The 22,754-nt window shown below is 67.5% G+C and carries 18 protein-coding genes; 4 read left to right on the top strand and 14 right to left on the bottom strand.

Going from position 1 to position 22,754, the window contains the following annotated elements:
* Nucleotides 1-77: 77 nt before the first annotated feature.
* Together AC5Y5O_RS10395 and AC5Y5O_RS10390 are read right to left on the bottom strand one after the other, a co-directional pair.
* Nucleotides 78-3,311 (bottom strand): arabinosyltransferase domain-containing protein, encoded by a 3,234-nt coding sequence (locus AC5Y5O_RS10395; RefSeq protein ID WP_096290590.1) that lies wholly within the window; start codon nt 3,309-3,311, stop codon nt 78-80.
* Nucleotides 3,308-6,619 (bottom strand): arabinosyltransferase domain-containing protein, encoded by a 3,312-nt coding sequence (locus AC5Y5O_RS10390; protein ID WP_096290589.1) that lies wholly within the window; start codon nt 6,617-6,619, stop codon nt 3,308-3,310. The genes AC5Y5O_RS10395 and AC5Y5O_RS10390 overlap by 4 nt, the downstream gene beginning before the upstream one ends.
* 136 nt (nt 6,620-6,755) lie before the next feature.
* Between AC5Y5O_RS10390 and AC5Y5O_RS10385 the strand changes: the two genes are divergently transcribed.
* On the top strand, nt 6,756-7,889 hold the full coding sequence (locus AC5Y5O_RS10385; protein WP_096290588.1) for a BTAD domain-containing putative transcriptional regulator: 1,134 nt from the start codon (nt 6,756-6,758) through the stop codon (nt 7,887-7,889).
* A 3-nt stretch (nt 7,890-7,892) separates the two neighbouring features.
* Here AC5Y5O_RS10385 and AC5Y5O_RS10380 read toward each other — a convergent pair whose 3' ends face one another.
* The 3 genes from AC5Y5O_RS10380 to AC5Y5O_RS10370 are packed head-to-tail and all read right to left on the bottom strand — an operon-like array spanning nt 7,893 to nt 9,321.
* Nucleotides 7,893-8,519: a maleylpyruvate isomerase family mycothiol-dependent enzyme gene (locus tag AC5Y5O_RS10380; RefSeq protein WP_096290587.1), complete on the bottom strand. Its 627-nt coding sequence runs from the start codon at nt 8,517-8,519 to the stop codon at nt 7,893-7,895.
* Nucleotides 8,516-9,001 carry an SRPBCC family protein gene (locus tag AC5Y5O_RS10375; protein ID WP_500024963.1) on the bottom strand — a complete coding sequence of 162 codons (486 nt, stop codon included), beginning with the start codon at nt 8,999-9,001 and terminating at the stop codon, nt 8,516-8,518. The genes AC5Y5O_RS10380 and AC5Y5O_RS10375 overlap by 4 nt, the downstream gene beginning before the upstream one ends.
* Nucleotides 8,998-9,321: an ArsR/SmtB family transcription factor gene (locus tag AC5Y5O_RS10370; protein WP_207768630.1), complete on the bottom strand. Its 324-nt coding sequence runs from the start codon at nt 9,319-9,321 to the stop codon at nt 8,998-9,000. The genes AC5Y5O_RS10375 and AC5Y5O_RS10370 overlap by 4 nt, the downstream gene beginning before the upstream one ends.
* 210 nt (nt 9,322-9,531) lie before the next feature.
* On the opposite strand from AC5Y5O_RS10370, the gene AC5Y5O_RS10365 reads away from it, so the two are divergent.
* Both AC5Y5O_RS10365 and AC5Y5O_RS10360 read left to right on the top strand, forming a co-directional pair.
* Nucleotides 9,532-9,756 carry a hypothetical protein gene (locus AC5Y5O_RS10365; RefSeq protein ID WP_096290584.1) on the top strand — a complete coding sequence of 75 codons (225 nt, stop codon included), beginning with the start codon at nt 9,532-9,534 and terminating at the stop codon, nt 9,754-9,756.
* 41 nt (nt 9,757-9,797) lie between these two features.
* Complete coding sequence (locus AC5Y5O_RS10360) at nt 9,798-10,148, top strand: hypothetical protein (protein ID WP_133160894.1); 351 nt, start codon at nt 9,798-9,800, stop codon at nt 10,146-10,148.
* Here AC5Y5O_RS10360 and AC5Y5O_RS10355 read toward each other — a convergent pair whose 3' ends face one another.
* The 8 genes from AC5Y5O_RS10355 to AC5Y5O_RS10320 all read right to left on the bottom strand — a co-directional run bounded on the left by AC5Y5O_RS10355 (nt 10,149) and on the right by AC5Y5O_RS10320 (nt 20,135).
* Nucleotides 10,149-13,424, bottom strand: coding sequence for an arabinosyltransferase domain-containing protein (locus AC5Y5O_RS10355; RefSeq protein ID WP_096290582.1), 3,276 nt, complete (start codon nt 13,422-13,424; stop codon nt 10,149-10,151). It abuts the gene before it with no gap.
* Complete coding sequence (locus AC5Y5O_RS10350; protein ID WP_500024958.1) at nt 13,424-15,415, bottom strand: galactan 5-O-arabinofuranosyltransferase; 1,992 nt, start codon at nt 15,413-15,415, stop codon at nt 13,424-13,426. Before AC5Y5O_RS10350 ends, AC5Y5O_RS10355 begins: the two co-directional genes overlap by 1 nt.
* Nucleotides 15,416-15,417: 2 nt before the next feature.
* Nucleotides 15,418-16,182, bottom strand: a complete 765-nt coding sequence (gene dprE2 / locus AC5Y5O_RS10345) for a decaprenylphospho-beta-D-erythro-pentofuranosid-2-ulose 2-reductase (protein ID WP_096290580.1) — start codon at nt 16,180-16,182, stop codon at nt 15,418-15,420.
* On the bottom strand, nt 16,183-17,577 hold the full coding sequence (dprE1, locus tag AC5Y5O_RS10340) for a decaprenylphosphoryl-beta-D-ribose oxidase (RefSeq protein ID WP_096290579.1): 1,395 nt from the start codon (nt 17,575-17,577) through the stop codon (nt 16,183-16,185).
* A gap of 32 nt (nt 17,578-17,609) precedes the next feature.
* On the bottom strand, nt 17,610-17,975 hold the full coding sequence (locus tag AC5Y5O_RS10335; protein WP_500025127.1) for a GtrA family protein: 366 nt from the start codon (nt 17,973-17,975) through the stop codon (nt 17,610-17,612).
* Between the two features lie 96 nt (nt 17,976-18,071).
* Nucleotides 18,072-18,551: a GreA/GreB family elongation factor gene (locus tag AC5Y5O_RS10330; protein WP_096290578.1), complete on the bottom strand. Its 480-nt coding sequence runs from the start codon at nt 18,549-18,551 to the stop codon at nt 18,072-18,074.
* A gap of 188 nt (nt 18,552-18,739) precedes the next feature.
* On the bottom strand, nt 18,740-19,864 hold the full coding sequence (locus tag AC5Y5O_RS10325; protein ID WP_096290577.1) for an SPFH domain-containing protein: 1,125 nt from the start codon (nt 19,862-19,864) through the stop codon (nt 18,740-18,742).
* A gap of 46 nt (nt 19,865-19,910) precedes the next feature.
* A complete protein-coding gene (locus tag AC5Y5O_RS10320) occupies nt 19,911-20,135 on the bottom strand; it encodes an NfeD C-terminal domain-containing protein (RefSeq protein WP_096291443.1) in 225 nt (74 codons plus the stop codon).
* A 303-nt stretch (nt 20,136-20,438) separates the two neighbouring features.
* Here AC5Y5O_RS10320 and AC5Y5O_RS10315 point away from each other — a divergent pair, with 303 nt between their 5' ends.
* A complete protein-coding gene (locus AC5Y5O_RS10315; RefSeq protein ID WP_096290576.1) occupies nt 20,439-21,161 on the top strand; it encodes a C39 family peptidase in 723 nt (240 codons plus the stop codon).
* Here the strand turns inward: AC5Y5O_RS10315 and AC5Y5O_RS10310 are convergent.
* A complete protein-coding gene (locus tag AC5Y5O_RS10310) occupies nt 21,142-22,683 on the bottom strand; it encodes a nitrilase-related carbon-nitrogen hydrolase (RefSeq protein WP_500024954.1) in 1,542 nt (513 codons plus the stop codon). The two genes, AC5Y5O_RS10315 and AC5Y5O_RS10310, sit on opposite strands and share 20 nt — an antisense overlap.
* Nucleotides 22,684-22,754 lie beyond the last annotated feature (71 nt).

Raw genomic sequence — 22,754 nt, 5'->3', positions numbered from 1 at the left:
TCTATTCGACCGGTGACTAATTATGATTTCCGCATTTCGTAAAACCCTTGCAAGGCAGCCGTTTTCGTCGGGCCCTTTTAGGGCTTGATCCGGATCTGGCCGGGCGACCACCATCCGGTGCGCGTCGCGGTGCCCAAGTCGAGCTGCGCGGGCTGGGCGTCGGCGATCGTCTCGAACCGGCGCAGTGACCCCCAGTCCCGGCCCCAGTCGTGGGACAGGTAGGTCGACATCACGTGGGCACGCAGCAGCAGGTCGGTGATGCCCAGCAGGCCGCCGTTGACGCCGTCCTGCCAGGTGTCGGTGTCCTGCTTCTTGGCGTTGTAGTCCGGGGTGATGCGGAACCGCGGGATCTCGGTGACACCGTTGACGTGCAACATCGGTTGCTGGCACGGGAACGCCAACCCGACCGCCCAGTCCATCAGCACCGGCTGCGTCGAGCCGACGTACTCCTGCAACGAGCGCAGTTCCGGCACCCGCGGCGGGGTCACCGCAATCCAGTCGTCGGCCGTCAGGGACAGGTCCTCGGCCACCACTCGCACCGCGACGGCGTCTGCGGGCATCGCCGAGCGCGCGAAGCGAAGATTGCGCCACACCTTGGGCTGTTCCCCGTACAGGTCGTACGGCACCAGTCGGCCACCCGGCGCCACGGTGCCGCCGGGTCCGGGCAAGCCGAATTCCAGTTCCACGGTCTGCCCGCCGGTGTGGTGGTGCAGGATGCTGTTGCCGGCGATCGTGCCCGCGGCGGTCACCACCACCAGCGGGTGCCCGGCGTCCGGCTTCGGCAGCTGGTACCACGCTGAGGTGAGCCTGCTCTGCTGTTGCGCGCCGCTGGTGTAGCTGCCGGCCACCGGCACCCGCGCGGGGTCCAGCCCGTAGGGCAACGGGAGTAGTGACCCGTTGACGCCCGGCGCCGTGAGCTTGGTCGGCCCGTACCAGTCGTAGTCGGTACCGGGCTGCGGGACCGCGGTCTCCCGCACCGCTTCGGCCAGGGTGCGTTCCGGTATCCCGTTGGGGCTGAACCCCGTTGGGTTCACTCCGCCCAGCGGGCCCAACGGGCCGTAATCACCCGGCTCCGCGGTTTTGACGGGCGCCATGAAGCCGGCATTGCTGTCCGGCTCGACGAGCACGTCGTCGGCCAGCCCGCAGCCGCCGCTGAATTCACGCAAGTTGTCCCAGGCGTTGGAGTAGGTGGGGTACTGACGCACGATGCCGGCCGTCATCGACGCGATGAACACCAGCGCCATGAAGCCGGCCGCGATCGGGATCGGCGCCGCCGTCAGTGCCCGCGCCAACCGGCCCTCGCCGTGGCTCGGGTCGGCGAAGTGTAACCACGCCGCGTACACCGCGGTAATCGCGAAGAGTGCGAAAAAGATTGTACTGATTGAGATTCCGCCGACCTTCGGCATCGAACTGTTGAACGGCACGCCATAGCTCGACACGTACCACCAACCGTTGGTGGTGGCGAAGCACAAGGCCAACACGAACATCAGCGCCGCCAGGAACGCCATGCGATTGCGCGACCAGCGCAGCACCTTCGGCGACACCAGCACCGTCGTCAGCGCGGCCATCGCCGCACCCACCGCGGCGAACAGCCCGAAGTGGTGCACCCACTTGGTCGGGGTGAACATCAGGAAGAACATGGTGCCGAAGATGACACCCATCAGCCGCCAGGCCGGGCCGCGCGCCACTCCGGGAACTCGCTTGCGCCGCAACATGATGAACAACGCGGTGAACAAGCACAGCGCGGTGACCAGGAAGCCGAACCGGCGTGACAGCGAACCGTCCACGGTCGGCAGGATCAGATAGTAGTAGCGCAGGTTCTCGGTGTACCAGGCCTGGCTGGGCCCGATGTCGGTGCGAATCCTGGTGGCTTCCAACACCGTTGACAGCGTCTGGTCGGCGAATACCACGGTGAGGATCACGAAGCCGGCGGCCAGGATCGGGGCCACCAGCGGCCAGGTGCCGACCAGGCGATGCCGCTTGACCAGAATGCGCAGGATCGGACGGCCACCGGCGACCAGCGCGGCCACCGCTATCAGACCGGTCGGCTGGACGCCCAGCGTGAATGCCGCGGTGATCACCGCCAACGCCGCCGGGGTCAGCCGAGAGGCGCACATCGAGCGCTCGATCAGCACGTAGGTGATCAGCGAACCCACCGCGATGATCGGCTCGGGGCGCAGCCCGTTGTCGAACGGCATCCACGCGGTCAGCAGGACCAGGCCCGCCGCCCAGTTCGCGGCCTTGCTCGACGTCACCGCGGGCCCCAGCCGGGGCAGCACCTCACGCGAGAGCAGCAGCCAGCACACCAGCCCGGCGATCAAGTCGGGCAGTCGCATCCACAGGCTGGCGTCGCTGACATGGGTCATCAGCGCCAGCAAGTTGTAGTACCAGCCGAACGGGTCTTCCGGACTGCCGAACCAGCGGAAGTAGTTGGACATGTAGCCGGCGCGATCGGCGACCCGGGCCATGCCCAGGATGTAGCCGTCGTCCGACGAGTTCGCCCCGATCACGTGCCACAGCACGAACCCGAAGATCACCGTGGCGTCGGCGAGGGTGAACTTGCGCCAGCGCGTCGGGATCAGCCGGTGCATCCGGTGACCGTCAAGCTGGTCCAGTCGCCACAGCGCGACCAGCGAGACGATCGTCGACAGGATCGCGCCGACCATTGCCAGCAGCTTCAATGTCGTTGGGGTGGTGGAGAACCGGGTGTCGATGGTCGCCGAGAAGCGCAATCCCGGCGGCGCCGGGCCGGTCAGATCGGTGAAGACCCCGACGATCTGCGGGCGCAAATTGGGGTCGTTGAATCCGCCGCCGAGCGGCTTGCCGGCCGGGTCGGTCAGCCCGACGAAGGTGGCGAAAGTGCCGGCACGCGTGGAGGTTATCTCGATGCGCTGGCACTGTGTGGACTCCACCTGCGCGCGCGACGCACTGGCGATCACCACGTTGCGGTCGGTGACGTCGACGCGCTTGGCGTTGACGACGACGAACAGCGCGTTGAGCGCCGCGTCCTTCCCCTTCTTGGGTGCGGTGCTCAGCACCACGCCGCCCTCGGGCGGCAGCCCGCGCGTCGCGTCGCACGGCACGGTGGCCGTCACGTCGACCGGGCTCAGGGAAATGAGCGGAGCCGTCACGCTGTTGAACTGGCCGTTTTGAGGCCAGTTCAGCATCGCGGTGGTCTGCACGACAGGCAGCAGCGGTGTGGCGACCGACAATACGAAGCCGATCAATCCGGCGATCGTGGCGACCCACCGGGTCACCCGGACGTCGTCACGGGCGGCGGCCTCGGCCGGTCTGTCGACGACGATGCTCATGGCAACGCCCGAATCGGTCCCTGGCGGCTCCAGCCGTTCACGGTCATCACACCCTGTTCGATCACGGCATCCGGCGCCTGATCACTCGGCACCAACGGGAAATACTGCTCAACCGATCCCCAGTCGCGATACCAGTCGCCGCGCAGGTAGGTCGAGATCGTCGACGTCCGCAGCATCACCTGGGTGAACAGGAACGGCCCGCCGGTCTCGCTGGCCTCCCACCCGTTCGACGACGACGCCGTCTGCTTGTGGTCGGGCAGGATGCGGAAGCCGGGAAGTTCGGCAACGCCGAGGTGTTCGGAGAACGGCCGCTGGCACGGGAAGTTCGCGGCGGTGGCGATGTCCATCAGCACGGGCGTCTGCGATCCCATCAGCTGCTGCAGGGTCTGCAGCACCGGGACCCGCGGCGGCGTGAACGCGAACCACTGATCCTCACTGAGGTTCGGGTCGTAGGCGACGATGCGGGCCACGTTGGCCTCCGGCGGCGCCCAGGTCAGTGGGAAGCGCAGATTGCGCCACGCCGGCTCGGGCCCGATGTCGATCGGCTGCACCTCGGCGAGCGGCTGGGTGGTCCCATCGGGGCGGGTGACACCCCACTGCAGTTTCAGCGACTGCCCGTAAGTGAACGTGCCGTCCTCTTTGTACGACCAGATGGCGCCCGCGGCGGATACCACCACCACCGGCCGGTCCGGTGTGCGCGGCGGCAGCTGATACCAGGACGAGGTGGCGGTGGCCGCCAGCGAGTTCTCGCCGTAGCTGCCCATCACCGGGGTGCGGGCCGGGTCGAGGCCGAACGGCAGGGCCACGTTCGACCCGTTCACCCCGACCGGGCCCTTCCCGCCGGCGGTCCCCGCGGAGTCACTCATCGCGGCGTTGGGCTTGTTGGGGGACGCGTCGGAATTCACCACCCCGGGTTTGGTCACCACCGGATAGGACCGCAGGTCGTCGCCCACCCCGCCGGGTTTGAACCCGACCGGGTTAACGCCCCCGAGCGGGCCGTCAGGTCCGAACGTCTGTCCCGGAACAGGTTGCAGCAGGCCGAGGTTGGGGTTCGGCTCGGCCAGCACGTCGTCGGCCATCGCGCAGCTGGTCTTCGAGAGCCCCGACTCCAGCGCGGCCAGGTTGGCTTTGGCCGTGGTGTAGAGCGGGTAGCGGAACACCGCGCCCTTGGCCAGCGAGCCGACCTCGCCCAGCACCATGATCGTCGCGACGATCAACAGCGGAGTGGATGCCAAGACGCGGTTACGCCGGCTCTCCTTGATCTCGGTGTGCCCGGCGTAGTCCATCCGGAAGTGCAGCCATGCGGCCAGCAGTCCGGTCGCGATCGACAGCGCCAGGAACATCGTCGTCACCGGGTGGCTGGCGACGACGGGCTGGATGTCGAACCACGGCACCCCGTAGTTGCCGACGTAGAACCAGCCGTTGACGCCCGACGTGGCGACTGCCAGCACGAACAGCAGGGCGGTCACGTACAGCGCCAGGTTGCGGCGGCTGTGCAGACCGATCCGGGCGAAGGCGAACGCGGTGATCGCGCCGAGCGCTCCGGCCAGGCTGGCGAATGCGCCGAACTGCACCGCCCATTTCGTCGGCGTGAACGTCAGCAGCAGCAGCCCGAGCGCGGTGGTGCCGATCAACCGCCAGGCCGGGCCGCTGGCCAGCCCTTGCACCCGGCCACGGCGCAGCAGCACCATCAGCATGCCGAACAGGCAGAGGAACAGCACCAGGACCGCGAAGCGCCGCGCCATCGATCCGTCGGGGTTGGACTCGACGGTGAGGAAGTAGTAGCGCAGCCAGTCCTGGTACCACGCGATCGTCGGCCCGACCTTGTATTTGATGCGGGCCGACTCGGCGATCGTCGCCAGCGTCTGGCTGCGGAACACCACCACCAGGATCAGCGACAGCGACGCCGCCAGCACGGCCAGTGGCGCGAGCAGCCCGTCGGTCGCCCGTCGGCGCCGGATGATCGTCGCGATGGCCCGGGCCCCGGTCAACAGGGCCGCGACGGCGATCAACCCCTGCGGTGCCAGCGTCACGGTGAGCATCGCGACCACGATCGCTACCGCGGCGGGAGCCAGCCGTTGCAGCGCGATCGCACGCTCCACCAGCATCCAGGTGACAATCACGCCGAGCGCGATCAGCGGCTCGGGGCGCAGGCCGTTGTTGAACGGCAGCCACGCGGCCAGGAACACCACGCCGCCGGTGAGCACCGCCACCGTGTTGGATCCCAGTCCGCCCTTGCCGGGCCCGAGCCGGCGCAGCCCCCAATGGCTAAGGATCAGCCAACAGGCGATACCGGCCAGCGTGGCCGGCAGCCGCATCCACACGCCTGCGGTGCTGACCGCCGCCAGCTTGGACAGCACGGCGAGATACCAGTCGAACGGCGCCTCGGTGGTGCCGAAGTAGCGGTAGTAGTTGGCCACGTAGCCGGCCTTCGGGGCTACCCGCGCGATGGTCAGGTTGTAGCCGTCGTCGGACGAGGTGGCGCCGATGACGTGCCACAACAGCAGCGTCGCGATCACGCCCACGTCGCTGAGCCAAGCGGCCCAGCCGACCCGCCACCAGTTGGCCCGTTGCTCACCGGGGCGGTACCGGGACAGCCACGCCACCGGGGAGCGCCAGTTGACCAGGGTGCCACCGCGGCTGTGGCGATCCAGCATCGCCAGCGCGACGATGGCGACCAGGACCGCCAGCACCCCGGCGGCCATCACCAGCTTCTTGAGGGCCGTCGGCGCCGTGATGAAGCGGGTGTCGATATCGACCCGGGCCGACAGCCCCGGTTGCGGCGCGACCTTCAGGTCGGTGAAGATACCGCCGACCTGCGGCTTCTTTTCGGCGGGCAGCACGCCGGCGGCGCCGGGGATGCCGACGAAGTCCGCCCCGGCCGCGCCCGCGTCGGCCCAGACGTGCAGCACGCTGCAGGCGCCGATCGCCGAGCGCTTGGCCACCGCGGCCACGGTGTCGCGGAACGCGACGACGACCACGTCCTTGTCGGCCCGTACGAACAGGCCGTTCTTACCCGGGTCCACGCCGCCGGTCGGCAATGTCGAGACCACTAATCCGCCGCTGTCCGGCAGGGTGGCCATCGCCGGGCAGGGAATGGAGATGTCGAGGGCCCGCGGCGCCCCGGATACCAGGGGCGAGGTGACCTGAGTGATGTGTCCGTCGACCGTGCCCTGCGGCCACAGAATGGTCGCGGTGGTCTGCTTGACCGGGAGCAACGGCACCACGAGGCACAACAGCAGGCCCGCTAGCCCGGCAACGACGGCGACCAAGCGCAGGATCGGCTGCGGTCGCTCGTCGTGGGGCACGGGGTTCGATGGTAAGCGACGCACCTTTGTCGGTTGAGGATGCGGGGCCGCGCAACGGGCCGGTTGCCGCGGTAAGTGCCGCGCACGTTCGAGGATTCATACCTTTCTCCGGCCAGGTCTGAAACCATTTACTGCGATGACGGCCTCAGGTCTGCGGTTCGGTGTGTTGGGTCCCTTGCAGGTGACCGCCAACGACACCCGGCTGAATCTGGGCGCACCGAAGCAACGCGCCGTCCTGGCGATGCTGGTGATCAACCGCAACCGGCCGGTGTCCGTCGACTCGTTGATCGGCGCGGTCTGGGACGAGGATCCGGTGCCGGCCGCGCGGATCAGCATCCAGTCCCATGTGTCCAACCTGCGGCGGCTGTTGCGCACCGCCGAGGCCGAGCAGATGCTGGCGAGCGTCCCGCCCGGTTACCAGCTCAGCATCGCCGACGCCGACTGCGACCTCGGCCGCTTCAGCACCGAGAAGGCGGCGGGCACCCAGGCCGCCGCCGCGGGCCGGTTCGAGGACGCCGGCAGCCACCTGTCCGCCGCGCTGAGCCAGTGGCGCGGGCCGGTCCTCGACGACCTGCGCGAGTTCGCCTTCGTCGACGCGTTCGCCACTGCGCTGATCGAAGAGAAGGTCGCCGTCCACACCGCCCGCGCCCAGGCAGAAATCGCCTGCGGGCGCGCCGAATCCGTCATCGGTGAGCTCGAGGCGATCACCGCCGAGTATCCGTACCGGGAACCGGTGTGGGCGCAATTGATGACCGCCTACTACATGACCGAGCGGCAATCCGACGCCCTGGGTGCGTATCGGCGACTGAAGACGGCACTGGCCGAGGGGCTCGGCATCGATCCCGGGCCGACGGTCACTGAGCTGCATGAGCGCATCCTGCGCCAGGAACCGCCGCCGCGCACCCGGGCGGCCCTGACCACCCTGAAGGTCAGCGTCGACGCGCCCGTCGTCGAGTCTGCCCCGATTCCGACCGACGGGTCGGTCGTTGTGTTGTTGCGCGACAAGGCCGGAAGCCAGTACCGGCTCCACGACGCGACCACCCGGATCGGGCGTTTCATGGACAACGACATCGTCCTCGACGACAACGACGTCAGCCGCTATCACGCCGTGATCACCGACAGCGGAACCGGTTTCGTAATCACCGATCTGCGCTCCACCAATGGCATCGAGGTGCAGGGCAAGCGCGTCCGCGGCAGCGTTGTCCTTGGCGACGGCGATCACATCAAGATCGGCAGCCGAGAGTTCACCGTCGAAATACGTTCGGAATAGCCGTTATTCGGGTAGCCTTGCCGCCAGTGTCGCGCAGCCGGGGCCGTCGAGGTCGGCCAGTGCCGCCCGGCGCCCGGCCATCGCCATCAGCAGGGCCTCACCCGGGCCGGTGACCTCGGGGCCGCTGCCGTGGGTCCAGTCGACATCGCTGGCCCGCAGCCGCAGCCCCCTGATCCGCCGGCCCGCGCCCAGGCGTGGGTTTCCCGGCACCAGGCCGAGCACCCGCTTCAGCCGTTCGGCCGGCACACTGCGGGGCCGACCCAGCGACCGGCGGATGTCCTGGTGATGGATCGTGCCGTCGACGAGGGCGATCATGCCGCCGAAACCCGCTGTCAATCCCCGCGGTTGGAGGTGGCTGCGCAGAAATACGAGCAGTTGCTGGGTGCTCAACACGGCGAATTCGTCGACCCCCACCTGATTGGCCCGGACCACCCGCCCCTTCGCGAAACGCTTCAACAGCCCGACCATGCCGAGCTCCTCGTAGCTGATCACATGTGCGACAACGTCTTTGACGGTCCACCTGGAGCACAGGCTCGGCGTCTCCCAGTCCTGCGGTGACAACGTGGTCAGGAAATCCGCAAGGTCGGCCCGCTCGTCGTGGGCCATGCTCATCATGGACGGGGCGGTCATTCCCGTACTCCGGCGGTGAGGCCGACGTAGCGCTGCAGGTACAACGGCCACCCGGCCTCGCCGTCGACTCCGTCGGCAACCGACTGCCAGCCGGGGCCGTGCCGGTCGAGGTGGCGGTGCTCGAGCTCGACACGCGTGCGTGTTTCGGACTCCGCGGTGAAACGCACCTCGACCTCGCTGGTTCGTGACTGGTCGGCTTCCGGTTGCCAGGACGGACTGATGTCCCAGGTGAACAACAGCCGGTGCGGGGGTTCGTAGGCCAGCACGCGCGCCCATCGGCACTCGGTGCCGTCGACGCCGCGGTCGTATATGTGCCCGCCCGGGTGGGTTTCGAATACCGTCTCGGCGATCGGGACCGCGAGTAGGTTGTGCTCACGTGGTTTGAAGTCACCGAACTGCTCGGTGAAGACGGCGAACGCACGCTCGATCGGGGCGTCGACGATGACCTGATGCTGAATCTCGGATCTTCGCGGCTGGGTCATGACTCCTGTCCTTCGATCTCGGGGAATTTGGCCGCGTAGTTGGCCAGGGCTTGGGTCCAGAACCGGTCCAGCTCGGCGCGCATCGCATCTAGGCCTGTCGGGTCGAGCTGGTAGACGCGGCGGGTCCCCGCCGCCTGGTCACGCACCAAGCCGGCGCATTTGAGCACCTTGAGGTGCTGTGAAACGGCCGGGCGGCTGACGGGTAGATCCCGGGCCAGTTCCCCGACGGCCGACGGACCGTGCGCAAGGCGCTCCATGATTGCCCGACGGGTGCGATCCGCCAGGGCGACCCACGCGTCACCATCGACTTGGTAAGTCATCACGAACCGTAAGTCTACGCTTACCTACCGCGAAGGGCAATGCCTGCGCGGCACCCCCAGAACATCGAATGCCCAGGTCACGGGCACATGAATTTTGCAAGGATCTCGCAAAGACCCGGCAAGCGGCGCGCGTGAGACTACCGGCGTCGGCAAACAAACCAAGAAAGAGTCGCACAAGCCGACGGCGACAAAAGCGCAAAGGAATCGATCATGAACTGGACGCGGATTATTGCCGGGGCGGTGGTGGCGGGTGGCGTTTCGGCTGCGGGGCTGGGCTTGGCCGTGTTCGCGACCTCCGATGGGCCTCAGTACTGGTGCCCCGGGGACGCGATGCCCGCTTCCCCCGGGCTCACCTGGGACATGACCGTCTGCCACCAATACCACCAGCTTTCCGGCGGCCAAATCGCCGAGGGTCCCGCGCCCGGCCGCCGCTGAATGTGGGATCGGTAGCGCTGTTGACCGGATGCACTGGCGACATGAACGTGAACTTCACCATGAAACGAGTACTCGCCGGGGCGGTGCTGTCGGGCGGATTCGCCGTCGCTGGGTTGGGCTTGGCCGCGGGAATCGGCCAGGCTCAGCCCGCCCCAATGGTGTGTCAGGACGGTGGCACCGTCCCAACCCCGACGAACAGCTGCACCTATCAATGGTGCCCGGGCTCACCGATCATGAAGAACATGCCCAACTGGGACCGAAGCGTTTGTCACCCTTGGTATTTCGATCAGAACAGCCCGGTGACCAACTCGACCATCATCGAAGGGTTCCCGCCGCCGCGGCCGCCGTCGCCGCCCTGCATCCCCTTCATCAACTGCCTGCCGGGGCTGTGACTAGCCCCGGCGAAGCGGAGCCGGGTCCCACAGGCCACTGCGCGTCGCCGTGCCCAACTGCAGACGGGCGGGCTGGGCATTGGAGTAGTACGGCGTCAGGCGCTGCAGCGAGCCCCAGTCGCGCGACCAGTCGTCCTTGAGGTAGGTGGAAATCGTGGTCGCCTTCACCAGCAACTCGGTGACACCCAGTGGCCCACCGCCGTTGTTGTCCATCACCGGCGAATTGGCCTCGGCGCCAAACCGATCCGGCAGAATCCGCCACTTGGGTGTCTCGTCGACACCGTTTTGATGGCCGAACGGCCGCTGGCACGGGAATGCCAAACCCACCAGCCAGTCCAGGAACACCGGGTCCGCCGAGCCCACCACCTGCTGCAGCGTGTGCAGCTGGGGAATCCGCGGCGGGGTGACCGCGATCCAGTGCTGCGGCGCCAGATCTTCGTCGTTGGCGATCAGGCGGACCTGGGTCGCGTTCTCCGGAATCCATGACATCGGCATCCGCAGATTGCGCCACGCGGGGGAGGCGCCGACATCGAAGAACTGGAACGACCCACCCGGGTGTCCGCTGGCCGCCTGGTCGTCGGTAGCCCACTGCATCTGCACCTCGCGGGGATCGAACCGGCCGGCCGCCGAGACCACCAGTAGCGGACCGGCCTTGTCGCGCGGCGGCAACCGGTACCACCCGGAGCGAAGCACGGCGGGCACCTGGATGCCAGGCCGCCAGCTGCCCAGCACCGGAGTATGCGCCGGATCAAGGTTGTAGGGCAGCTGGGCGCGCGAGCCGTTGACTCCGGGCGCGGCGCTGGTACCGCCCTCGGTGCCGGCCTCACTGGTGGTCGTCTTACCGTCTTCGTTGACGAAGCTGCGGTCACCCGGACGCTCCATAACCGGGTCGGCCGAGACGTCGGCGGGAATACCGTTGGGCGTGAAGGCTTCTGACAGTCCGGCGCCCAGCGCGTCGCCCACCGGGCCCGACATCGGCGACAGCATGCCGGCGTTGGGATCCTGCTCCACCATGACGTCCTCGGCCAGGCCGCAGGACTTGCCGGTCAATGCCTCCAGGTTGGACCGGCCCACCGACCAGGCGGGGTATTGGCCGGTCATCGCCAGCGTCAGTGAGACGACCTCGAATGTCACCAGTGCCCACGCCGCAATTGCCAACGGGGACTGGACGATTGCGGACATCCGCGCCCGACTGCGGGTCTTCGGTGGTCCACCGGATGGCCCGTCGGGAGACACGAAATGGAACCACGCCGCCAGCAACAGCACCACCAGCGTCAGCCCGAGCAGGACGGTCGCGAACGCGTAGTGCCACGCCGGGAATGCATTCGACCATGGCACACCGAAATTGGAGACGTACCACCAGCCGTTGACGCTGGCGAACGACATCGCCACCAGGAACAGCACGGTCGCGGAGAACACGGTGCGGTTGCGGCGCGAGCGCATCGCCACCCCGGTGACCGCGACCGCCGCCAACGCGCCCAGCGAGCCGGCCAGCCCGGCGAACACGCCGAAGTGGTGGGTCCACTTGGTCGGGGTGAACATCATCGCGAGGAACGAGATGATCGTGATGCCGACGATGCGGCGGCTCGGTCCGGCCGCGGTGCCAGGAATTCGGCCCTTGCGCAACGACATTGCCACCGTGATGCCCAGCGCGAGCAGCACCGCCAGCACCGCGAAGCGGCGGGCGACCGATCCGTCGGGGCTGGCCATGAACAGCCGCTCGTAACGGATGTGCTCGTCGAACCAGCTCAGGCTCGGCCCGAGGGCACGTTTGAGCGCGGTCGCCTGCAGTTCGCCGGCCAGGGTCTGGTCGCGGAAGATCAGGATGATCGTGACGGTGGCCGCGGCCGCAATGGGCGCCAGCAGCGGCAGCGCCCCGAACTGTCGGGATCTGCGGTGGATGATGGTGCGCAACGGCCCGACCGCCACCAGCAGGGCGCCGATGGACGCAATGCCGGTCGGCCCGGAGAACAGGGTCAGCGCGCCGATGATGCAAGCGATCGCCACCGGCAGCAGCCGGTTGGTGGCCACCGCCCGCTCGACCGAGCACCAGGTGAGCAGGATGCCCAGGGCGATGATCGGTTCCGGCCGCAGCCCGTTGTCGAGCGGCAACCACGTCGCCAGGAACAGCCCCGCGGCCGTCCACGCCGCCGCGCGGTTGGTCTTCACGGCGTGGCCCAGCCGGGGGATGACCTCACGGCTGATCGCCCACCAGCAGGTCAGGGCCATCGCCAGGGTGGGCAGCCGCATCCAGACGCTACTGGTGCTGACGTGCGCCCAAATCGCCAGCAGGTCGTAGTACCACCCGAACGGCGCTTCGGGCGTGCCCAGCCACCGGTAGTAGTTGGCCATGTAACCGGCATGTTCGGAGACCCGGGCCATGGTCAGGATGTAGCCGTCGTCGGAGGTGTTGGCGCCGACGAAGTGCCACCACACCAGCACGGCGATCACGAGCGCGTCGAGCCCGCCGATCGACCACCACCGCGACGGCAGGAAGCGGCGGTGCCTGGTGCCGTCGGCGGTGTCGAGCACGTGCAGGGCGATCAGCGCGACGGCGGTCAGCACGACGCCGAGGATCATCGCGGCCATCTTCAGCGGTGTGGGGCTGCTGCTGTAGCGCGTGTCGACGGTCGCCGAGAAGCTCAGGCCCGGCGGCGCCGGCCCGGACAGGTCGGTGAACACGCCGACGATCTGCGGCCGGAAGTCGTAGCCGCTCTTCTCCCCGCGCAGCGGGGAGCCGGGGTGTTCGGCGTTGGGTCCGTAGCTCAGGCCGACGAATTCTGCGGTGACCCGGTCGGCATGCGCGGTGAAGGTCAGGCGCTGGCAGGCCGGACTGAGGACCTGGCTGAGCGGCGCGACCACGACCGGGACATTGCGGACGATCAGCACCAGCTCGTCGTTGGCGCGCTGGATCAGCAGCCCCCGGTCGATGGCCTTCGGAGCCTGCTTGGGCACCGTCGACAACAGCACTGTCTTGCCGGCGCTCTGCGGTCCGATCAGCCCAGCGGCGGCCTGACACGGGACGGAGATGTTCAACTCGGTGGCCACATAGCCGATCAGCGGCGCTTCGACGCTTTGGAAGGTGCCGTTCTGCGGCCAGTTGAGCTGGGCGGTGGTTTGGTTGACCGGCAGCAGCGGTGTGGCGATCGCTAGCAGCGCTCCGAGCAGACCGGCGACGACGGCCACGATGCGAGCGGTCCGGTGCCTTGCTCCCGCTCCCTTCACGGACCTAGATGGTAGTTCTTCGGCCAAGTCGCGCGCGGTGTCGGTCGCCATCAGCGTCCTGCCGCGGGTTGGGCCAGTGGCCGGCGGATGGCCAGCACAAACGGGCCGACGCTTTGCACGGCGAATCGCGGGTCGTCGAACAGGGCGGCCCGCAGGTCGACGGTGTAGCGACGCACGTTGGGCTGGTTGGGGTAAACGTCCTCGGCGAGCCGCAGCGTGTAGGTGTTGTTCGCGCCCCGGCGCATCAGAAACACCGTCGGCGGTGGCCACGGCGAGGTGTCCAGCGCGTGCAGGAACTCGTCGGGACTCGTCAGGCTGGACCACTTCTTGATCTGCGCGGCCCGTAAGTCGAACTGCGCCAGGGGATTGGCATAGTGCGACGTCAGCCCCTGGAAGCCCCAGTAGGGGTAGTAGGACAGGAAGCTGTAGTCGGCGGTCAGCACCACGGTCTGATCCCGCGGCTTGCCGGTGACTGCCGTGATGGCGGTGTCGATGGCGGAGTAGAACTTCTCGGCACCCGGCGGGCGCCGGTCGCCGCGCTGGCCGTGTCCGTCGGTGTCGGTGTAGGCGATGGTCAGGTCCGGGCGCAGCACGTCGGGAATGTCTTGGCTGAAGGCGATGGTGGCGGTCATCCCGATCGCGCCGGCCACCGGGATGGTCGCCCTTTCCCAGGCCCCGCCGCGTTCGTGGAGGGCAAGCGTGGCCTCGATGAAGCCGAACACCCCGGCGGCCACCAGCAGCACGCTCAGCGTCGGCTGTAGCCGGAACGACAGCAGCGTGGTGCGCGCCAGTGTGGTCAGCATCGACAGCAGCGACCAAAGGTAGATGGCCAGCACGCCGATCGTCAGCGCGCCCGCACGCGTGGACGCTCGCGTGCGCACGACCAGCCACAGCGTGCCGAGCATGCAGATCGCTCCGAGCAGCGAGAACTGCAGCATCGGGAAGGTCAGCTCGGCGCCGTCGGCTGGGAGGTAGTGAAACGCGCTGCCGCTGTTGCTGACCGGATTGCTCGCCGCCCGTATCAGGAACGGCAGCCAGGTGGTTGCCGCGATGGCGGCGGCGATGCCCGCAATGACGGCGATCCGGCGCAGCGGGTCGAGCGCGGCTTTCCAGCCGGCCGCCCGCCAGCGTGAGACGGCCAGCACCAGCGTCATCAGCGCGATCGTGAACGCGGTGTAGCCGAACAGCAGCGAGTACCAGGTCGCGGTGAAGCCGAGGAACAACCCGGCGCCGACGACCGCGGCCCACCCTTGAGCCCTCGGCCGGTCCCCCTCTTCGCCCACTGCCCGGCTGGCCGGGCTTTCGGGCTCGGGCGCCCCGCCAACCGGGCGTCCGGTGCCCGGGGAGCGCTCGCCGGCGCGCAGGCCCGACCACGCCAGCACCAGCACCGGCGGCAGCAGCACGGTGATCATCGCGGCGTAGGGCTCCGGCGAGCTGTAGGCCAGCGTCACCGCCGCGGTCGCGGTGGTGACGATCAGCGCGTACTCGAACCGGATCATCCGCCACCACAGCACCAGCGCAACCGCGATGGCGATGGTGATCGAGGTGATCGCCCACGGCTTGAACAACTCCCACGCCGGCATCCTGGTCAGCACCGCCGCGCGCCCGCCGATCCAGAACCAGCCCGGCGGGTAGAACGACGGCAGCCCGAGATAGGTCATGTCGTGCAGGGCGGGGCTGTCGGCCAGGCGTGTCAGGTACTCGGTGCGGAACTGCTGATCGACGGAGATGCCGAACAGATACAACTTGGTCGCTCCCAGGGGCATGCCCAACGTCACGACGGAAAACGCCGACACGAACACCAGCCCGCAAAGCTGGGCGACCCACCGCCACCGGCCGGCCCGCCGCCACAGCCAACCGGCGCCGAGCAGCCCGATCAGGCAACCGACCTGGCCGACGGTGGTCAGCGCGTGCAGCTGGTTCGACGACGGGAAGGCGGGCCACTGGACCCGCGCGATGGCGATCAGCGAGGCCACCGAAACGACGGCTGCCACCAGCACCGCCGCCAACATCTGGCCGAGGCTGGCCAGCGCGTTGCGCATGATCAGATGGGCAGCTTGCGGAAGATGGGCCGCGGGATATGTCGCAACACCATCATCACGTACTTGAATGCTGCTGGCGCCCAAACCAATTCCTTACCTTTTGCGGACGCGGTCACCGCGAGGTCGGCGACGTACTCCTTGTCGACGGTCAGCGGCGCTTCCTTGACGTGCGCGCTCATCCGGGTACGTACTTGGCCGGGGCGGATCACCAGAACGCGAACCCCAAACTCGCGCAACGCCTCTCCGAGGCCCAGATAGAAACCGTCCAGGCCGGCCTTGGTGGAGCCGTAGACGAAGTTGGACCGCCGCACCCGCTCGCCGGCTGCCGAACTCATCGCGATGATTTGACCGAAACCCTGAGCGCGCATCTTCTCGCCCAGCAGCACACCCACCGAAACCGCTGCTGTGTAATTGATCTCGGCGGCAAGCACAGCCTTGTGCTGGTTCTGCCACAGCTCCTCGGCGTCGCCGAGGATGCCGAACGCGACGATGGCCACATCGACGTCACCCCCCGCGAAGGCCGCGTCGATCATCTTGGGGTGGCTCTCAGGGTCGGTGGCCTCGAAGTCGATCAGCTCGACCGAGCGCGCACCGGCGGCCTTCATCTGCGCGACGGCGTCCTCACGCCCGGGGTCACCGGGCATGGCGGCCAACAGGATTCGCGCATGCGCATTCTTCAGGTAGCGCGCGCAGATCGCGAGCCCGATCTCGGAGGTGCCGCCCAGCAGCAGGATTGTCTGCGGGTTTCCCACGGCGTCAAGCACCATCTAGAGCAGCTCCAAACGTCGGGCCATGTCGGAGGCGAAGACCCGCAACGGGTCGGCCTTGCGGCGCACGGCAATCCATTCGTCGATGCGCGGATACATGGCGTGAAAGGTTTCGGCGGTGGTGCGCGAGTCCTTGGCCGTATAGACCCGTCCGCCGAATTCGAGTACCCGGCGGTCGAGTTCGTTGAGGAACTCGTTGATCCCGGGCTTGTTGGGGAAGTCCATCGCGACGTTCCAGCCGGCCATCGGGAAACTCAGCGGCGCGCGGTTGCCCGGACCGAAGAGCTTGAACACATTGAGCGCCGAGTAATGCCCCTGCGTTTGGATCCAGCGGATGATGGCCTTGAATTCGTCAAGCGCATCCGGCGGCACCAGGAACTGATGCTGTGCGAAACCCGTTGGCCCATAAGCGTTATTCCAGCCGCTGACCAGGTCGAGCATGTGGTAGAACTGCGACAGATTCTGGATCTTGCCGGTGTAGTTGCCGCCCAGGCGGTAATACGTCTCGCCGATCGCCATGAACGACAGTTTGTTCATGGCGCTGACCGGAAACAGGTTCGGCACCGTCAACAGTTGTGGTGCATCGAATTTCAGCGGGTTCTTGGCGAGCTTCTTCGGCAGCTGATCCAGCGTGGCGAGGCTGCCCCGGCTGATCGAGGCCCGGCCGAGTTTGGGTGGTGGGCTGATCAAATCGAACCAGGCGCTGGAGTAGGTGTAGCGGCTTTCGCTGCCGTCGACGTGCACGGCGACCGTCTCGTCGAGGTCCTTGGTGGCCACGCCGTCGGCGATGAAGTACGCGGTCTCGGTCGGGGTCATCGCGATCGTGGCGCGCAACACGATCCCGGTCAGGCCGTTGCCCCCGACCGTCGCCCAGAACAGTTCGGACTCAGGGCCCTCGGGGGTGATCGTGTGCACCGAGCCGTCGGCCATCAGCAGGTCCATCGACCGCACATGACTGCCGAAGCTGCCCGCACTGTGATGGTTCTTGCCGTGGATGTCCGACGCGATCGCGCCGCCGATGGTGACTTGGCGGGTTCCCGGCAACACCGGGACCCACAGCCCGAACGGCAGCGCCGCCTTCATCAGCTGGTCCAGGCTGACTCCGGCGTCGACATCGACCAATCGGGTGTCGGCGCTGATCGAGTGGATGCGGTTGAGCACCGTCATGTCGATCACCAGGCCGCCGCCGTTTTGCGCGCTGTCGCCGTAGGAGCGGCCCAGCCCGCGGGCGATCACACCCCTCCCGTTTTGCAGGCCGCCGGCGTCGGCCACCCGGGCCACTGCCTTGGCGATCACCTCGGGATCCGGCGTCGACAGCACGTGCGCCACCGACGGCGCGGTGCGGCCAAAGCCCGTCAGCCGGGTGGGGGTGGTCGGGAAGTCGGCGCTCAACATCGTCAAAGAGGGTACCGCTTGCGCGGGACGGCTCAGTGTATGCGGAAGATTACGACTCGCTGCACGATGAAGTTGATCACCGTGGCAGTGCCCTGCGCGATCACGAACGCGACCACGGCCGCCCACCCTCTGTAGTGCATCAACACCAGGCACAAGTGGTTGAGCCCGACCTGGACCGCGAAGGTGACGCCGTAGAGGACCATGACCGCGACGAACCGCGCGGTGCTCGGCTCCGCCTGGAAGGTCCACCGTCGGTTGATCAGGTAGGCGGTAATGGTGCCCACCACGAAACTGGTGGCCTTGGACAAGTCGACCTGCACGCCCAGGACTTTCCACAGCAGCATGTACAGGCTGAAGTCGACGACGGCAGCCAGCCCGCCCGTCGCCACGAAGCGCACGATCTGGGTGGTCAGACTCAGGCGCGCCGGCGCGGTACCCGGCTCCGGGGGAAGCATTGGGGGAGTTTATCGGGGTCGTGGCCGCCCCAGCGGCAGCTATTTCGGCAGCTTCACCGAGATCAGTTCGACCTGGCTTTCACCCTGCGGGGTGGAGTAGGTGACCTTGTCGCCCGCCTTGTGTCCCACCAGGGCCAGCGCCAACGGGCTGTGCGACGTCAACGTCTCGGCCTCGCGACCGACGGGGGTCTCCTCGACGATCGAGATGACGTGCATCGTGACGACCTCGCCGTCGGCGAACTTCAGGGTCAGTTCGGTGCCGCCGGGCAGCGCCTCGTCCTCGTCGGAATGCGACGGCCCGGCCCGCAGCCGCCGGTCCAGCTCGTTGATCCGGTCGCCGAGGCCCACCAGTTCCTCTGCTCGCTGGATGGCCTCGGCCGCGTCGCCGTGATCGCCGATCATCCCGCGGTCGTCCTTCACCTCGGCCTCGAGCGCGTCGCGCCGCTGCCGCAGCCGGTCCAGCTCCGCGGCGAGGTTCTCCCGCGCCGCATCCGCCACTGATTGGACTTTTTTACTCACGTCCGTCGACCTTCCGCGGTGCCCGTTTCTGTCACGAAGCGCGCTAATTTGCCTGGTGGTGAATTTGTGGTGTTCCAGTGTTGCACCACACGAACTCGGCCGCCACCGATATCCGGCAAGCGGTTGTCATCGGTTATACACGCGCGCGCCGACCGGGCGGCGGCGGAATCCGCGCTGCCGGGAGCGTATTACTCGTGCGATTCGCCGTTGGGAACCAGCGAACTTTCCTTGGCGTCATACTCGACGACCTCGCCGCGCAGCGCTTCGTAGATGGCCAGGCCCTGCGACACCAGCCCGGCGGCCACCTGGCTGAGGCCGTCGGCGCCGTTGAGCACCGTGAGGTTGGAGTTGGACAGGCCGATCGCGGCCTTCTCGACGATCTGCGGCAGCTGCTGGATCAGCGCCTGGTCGAGAGCGACCCGGTTGTTCGACGCCGCCGCCTCGGCCTGGATCTTCATTTTCTCCGCGTCGGCGACGGCCAGGATCCGCACCCGTTCGGCTTCGGCCTCGGCGGGCTTGACCACCTCGGCGACCAGCTCCTGCTGGCGCAGCTCGGCGGCGCGCTGGGCCAGTTCGGTCCGCATCTGCAGCACCTCGCGCTGTGCCTCGGCTTCGGCCAGCGGCCCGGCCTGCGCGGCTTCGGCTTGGGCCTTGTCGACCTCGGCCTTGTACTGTGCCTTGACGATCGCGGTCTGGCGGGCGAACTCCGCCTGCTTGCGCTGCGACTCCTGCTCGGCTTCGGCGGCCGCCTGGTTCGCCTGCGCCTGAGCGATCTGCGCCTGCTGCTGGATGGCCGCGTTGTGCGGCGCCGACATCGCATTGATGTAGCCCAGGCCGTCGTCGTCGATGGATTGGATCTGCAGCGCGTCGACGGTAAGACCGATGCGGGCCATCTCCTCCTTGGAGCCGTCGAGCACCTCGGTGGCCAGCTTCTGACGTTCGCGGATGATCTGCTCGACGGTCATCGAGCCGATGATCGAGCGCAGGTGCCCGGCGAAGATCCGGCCGGTGAGCACCGACATCTGGTCCTGCTCGGACAGGAATCGCTGCGCGGCGCTGATGACGCTCTCGGTGTCGTTGCCGACTTTGAAGGCGATCACCGCCCGGACGTTGAGCGTGATTCCCTGTTGAGTGACACACTTCTCGGCCACTTCGGATTCGCACATGGCCAGCGTCAGGAACGCGGCCTTGCGGAAGAACGGGATGACGAAGGCGCCGTGGCCGGTGACCACGCGGAACGGCGCATTGCCCTTGGCCTTACCGCCCGAGATCAGCATCGCCTCGTCCGGCGCGGGCACCCTATAACCGAGCATTGTTGAACTCCTTACGGTTGATGTTGTCTAGCAAGGGATTTCACGCCTAGTCCGAGTCGGCCGCGTCATGCCAGGGTTCGACCACCACGGTCCGCCCACCCCGGATCTCGACCACTAATACCCTGCTGCCCTTGGGTAACGGATCGTCAGACCAGGCCAGGAACGTCTCCTTCGACCCCCGCACGGTCACCAACACCTCGCCCGGGCCGCGATCGCCGCGCGTTGCCACGACCAGCTTCCCCACACAACCGATTGCCAAGGCGTCGCTCACGATCGCATATTCCTCCATCGACGGGTTCCAGCGTCGAGTTTCGGCACGTTTGCCGCAAGGATAGACGCCGGCATCGCACTGTCGAATCGAGTGCATTCCAGACCTTTCTCGGTGCGCCGGCGCCCCGCCAAATCGGCTGTTGTTCAGGGCTTTTCCAGTCAGGACAGCGTCTGGCCGGGGTCTTGGCGGATTCTCAAAGGATCCTTGGCGCCGCCCCCGGTTCCAAGGATTCATAGAGGGCGATGACCGAGCCTTTCCGCACGCACCTCAATCGCCAGGCGCAGATGAGCAAAGGAGCCCATCATGACAACCGCCAAGCTGGCCGGAAAGGCCACTCGGACCGCCGGTCTCGCGATCATCGCTATCCTTGCGAGCCTCGCCTTCGCGACCGGGTTGGCGCACGCCGACGACGTCAGCTCCGGTGGGATGTACGGAGACCCGGCCGCGGCCGCCGCGTTCTGGAAGCCGCAGACCTACGACGACTGCGCGTTGATGGCCACCGCCGACGTGATCGGCGAGGTGACCGGCCACCCGGTCTCGGAGCAGGAGATCATCGCGCTGGCCCAGAAGCTGCCGAGCCAGAGCCACCCGGGGTCGATCTACACCCTGCCGAAGAACACCAACGACCCGAACAGCGGCCAGGGCACCAGCCCGGAAGACCTGCCCTTACTGCTGGCGCACTACGGCGTCACTGCCAGGTTGACCAACATCAGCGACGCGCCCACGACGGGTCTCGCCAGCGGCATGGCCGCCCTCAAGCAGTACTTGGCCGGCGGTCGAAAGGTGATCGTCGAGGTGAACGGCGAGATGATCTGGGGCCAGCCGGTGGATGCCAAGGACCGCAACGGTCAGCCCACCTCCGACCACGCGGTCGTGGTCACCGGGATCGACGTCGTCAACTCCCAGGTGCACATGAACGACAGCGGTGCCGATGATGGCGCGAACGAGACGGTGTCCCTGGACCTCTTCACCAGGGCCTGGGCCACCAGCGATGACGAGATGATCGTCACCGACGCCGCACACTAGACGCAGTACGGCGCCAGGACACCGCCATGACGCACAGCAGCGCCGCTGTCGCCGCGTATTCGAGCCACTGAAATGGTGCGTCCCCGTAGTGCGTGAACGGCGCGCCGCGCGGGCCGAGCGGAACGTCGGCGACCAACAGCGCCTGGCCGCCCAGCTCATCGTGCACCGCGGTCCCGGTGATCACTTCTCCGTTCGGAGCCACCAGCATCGAGTCCCACGCCACGTCGGCCTTGACGAGCGCGACCCTGTTCTCGACCGCCCGGAAGACCGCCATGGACTTGCGAATATCGACTTTGGACGGCAGGTCGAGGCTGGGGGACAGCACCATCTGGGCGCCGTTGAGAACCGTTCGGCGGGTCGGACCATTCGGGAAGTCCATGTCGAAGCAGATGACCATGCCCAGCACACCCTGGGGTGTGGGGACCGCCGGGTAGACCCGGCCGGGTGTGAAGGCTTCTCCGGCGGTCAGCACCCGCATGGTCTTGTAGTAGACCGCCACCACCTCACCGGCCGGACTCCACAGCAGTGCGGTGTTGGGCGCGGCGTCGTTGGCGGCGTCCGGCGTGAACCCCATGGCCAGGTAGACCCCGGTCTGCCGGACGAGCGCCGGGATCCAGTCAGGGTGGCTCACCCGGGGGTCGTAGTCGAGCGTCTCCTCGGGCCACACCACCACCTTCGCGCCCTGCGCCGAGGCCGCCCGCGTCATGGCGCTGAGCTGTGCGATCTGGTCTTTGATCCGCTCTTCTTGGCTGCGGCCGTGCGAGAAATCCGCGGATGCCAGTGTCCCGGGGAAGGTGTTGTCGAGCCCGGGCTGGACGGTGGCGACGCGGACCCTGGGTCCCATCCGGTCCGAGACGTCATGGAAGATCGCCAGGCTGGTGCCCGTCCAGGCGATCATCACCACAACCGGGATCACCACCGACCACGCCAGCGCGCGGCGGGGGACGACAGTGTCGGCCCACTGCGGCCAACGGCGGTCCAGCAACGAGATGACCACGAGCGCCACCGCGGCGTTGACGACGTGCAGCAGCAAACTCAGCGCCGGCGCGCCGGTGATGCTGATCGGCTGCACGATTTGCGGGAGGTCGGCCAACCGGTAGGCGATCCACAGATGCGTTCCGTCGAACTCGTTGTCCTGCAGCAGCAGATCGATCGCCACCCAGAGCAAGCCAAATTGCACGACGAACCAGCGGTAACCCGTCCGCTCGGCGAAGGGCCGCAGGAACACCCCGACGACCAGGCCGATGAACCCGAACGCTAGTGCGCCGCCGATGATGACGCCCACCGACAGTGCCGAAGCGATGTGCATGAGCAGCCCCAGGTAATAACCCGCGAAGGCTGTTGCCACCGGTACCGCGCTCCAGCGACGGGGCAGCACCCGGTATTGGGCGGCATACATCGGCACGAACGCGATGAAGCAGAGCCACCAGAGGTTGCCGAACGACGGCCACATGATCACCAGCAGCGCCGCGCTCGACAGCGACAGGCCGAGGCCGGTGGTGATGCGGCTGATCTCACTCACGTCGGCTGGCGCCACCTTGCCATTCGCGAAATCCCCCGCTGGGGCGCAGTCTATGGCAGCAATCTCTCATG

The sequence above is a fragment of the Mycobacterium sp. NGS40 genome (assembly GCF_059812735.1).
This window is presented reverse-complemented; position numbering and strand designations above follow the sequence as displayed.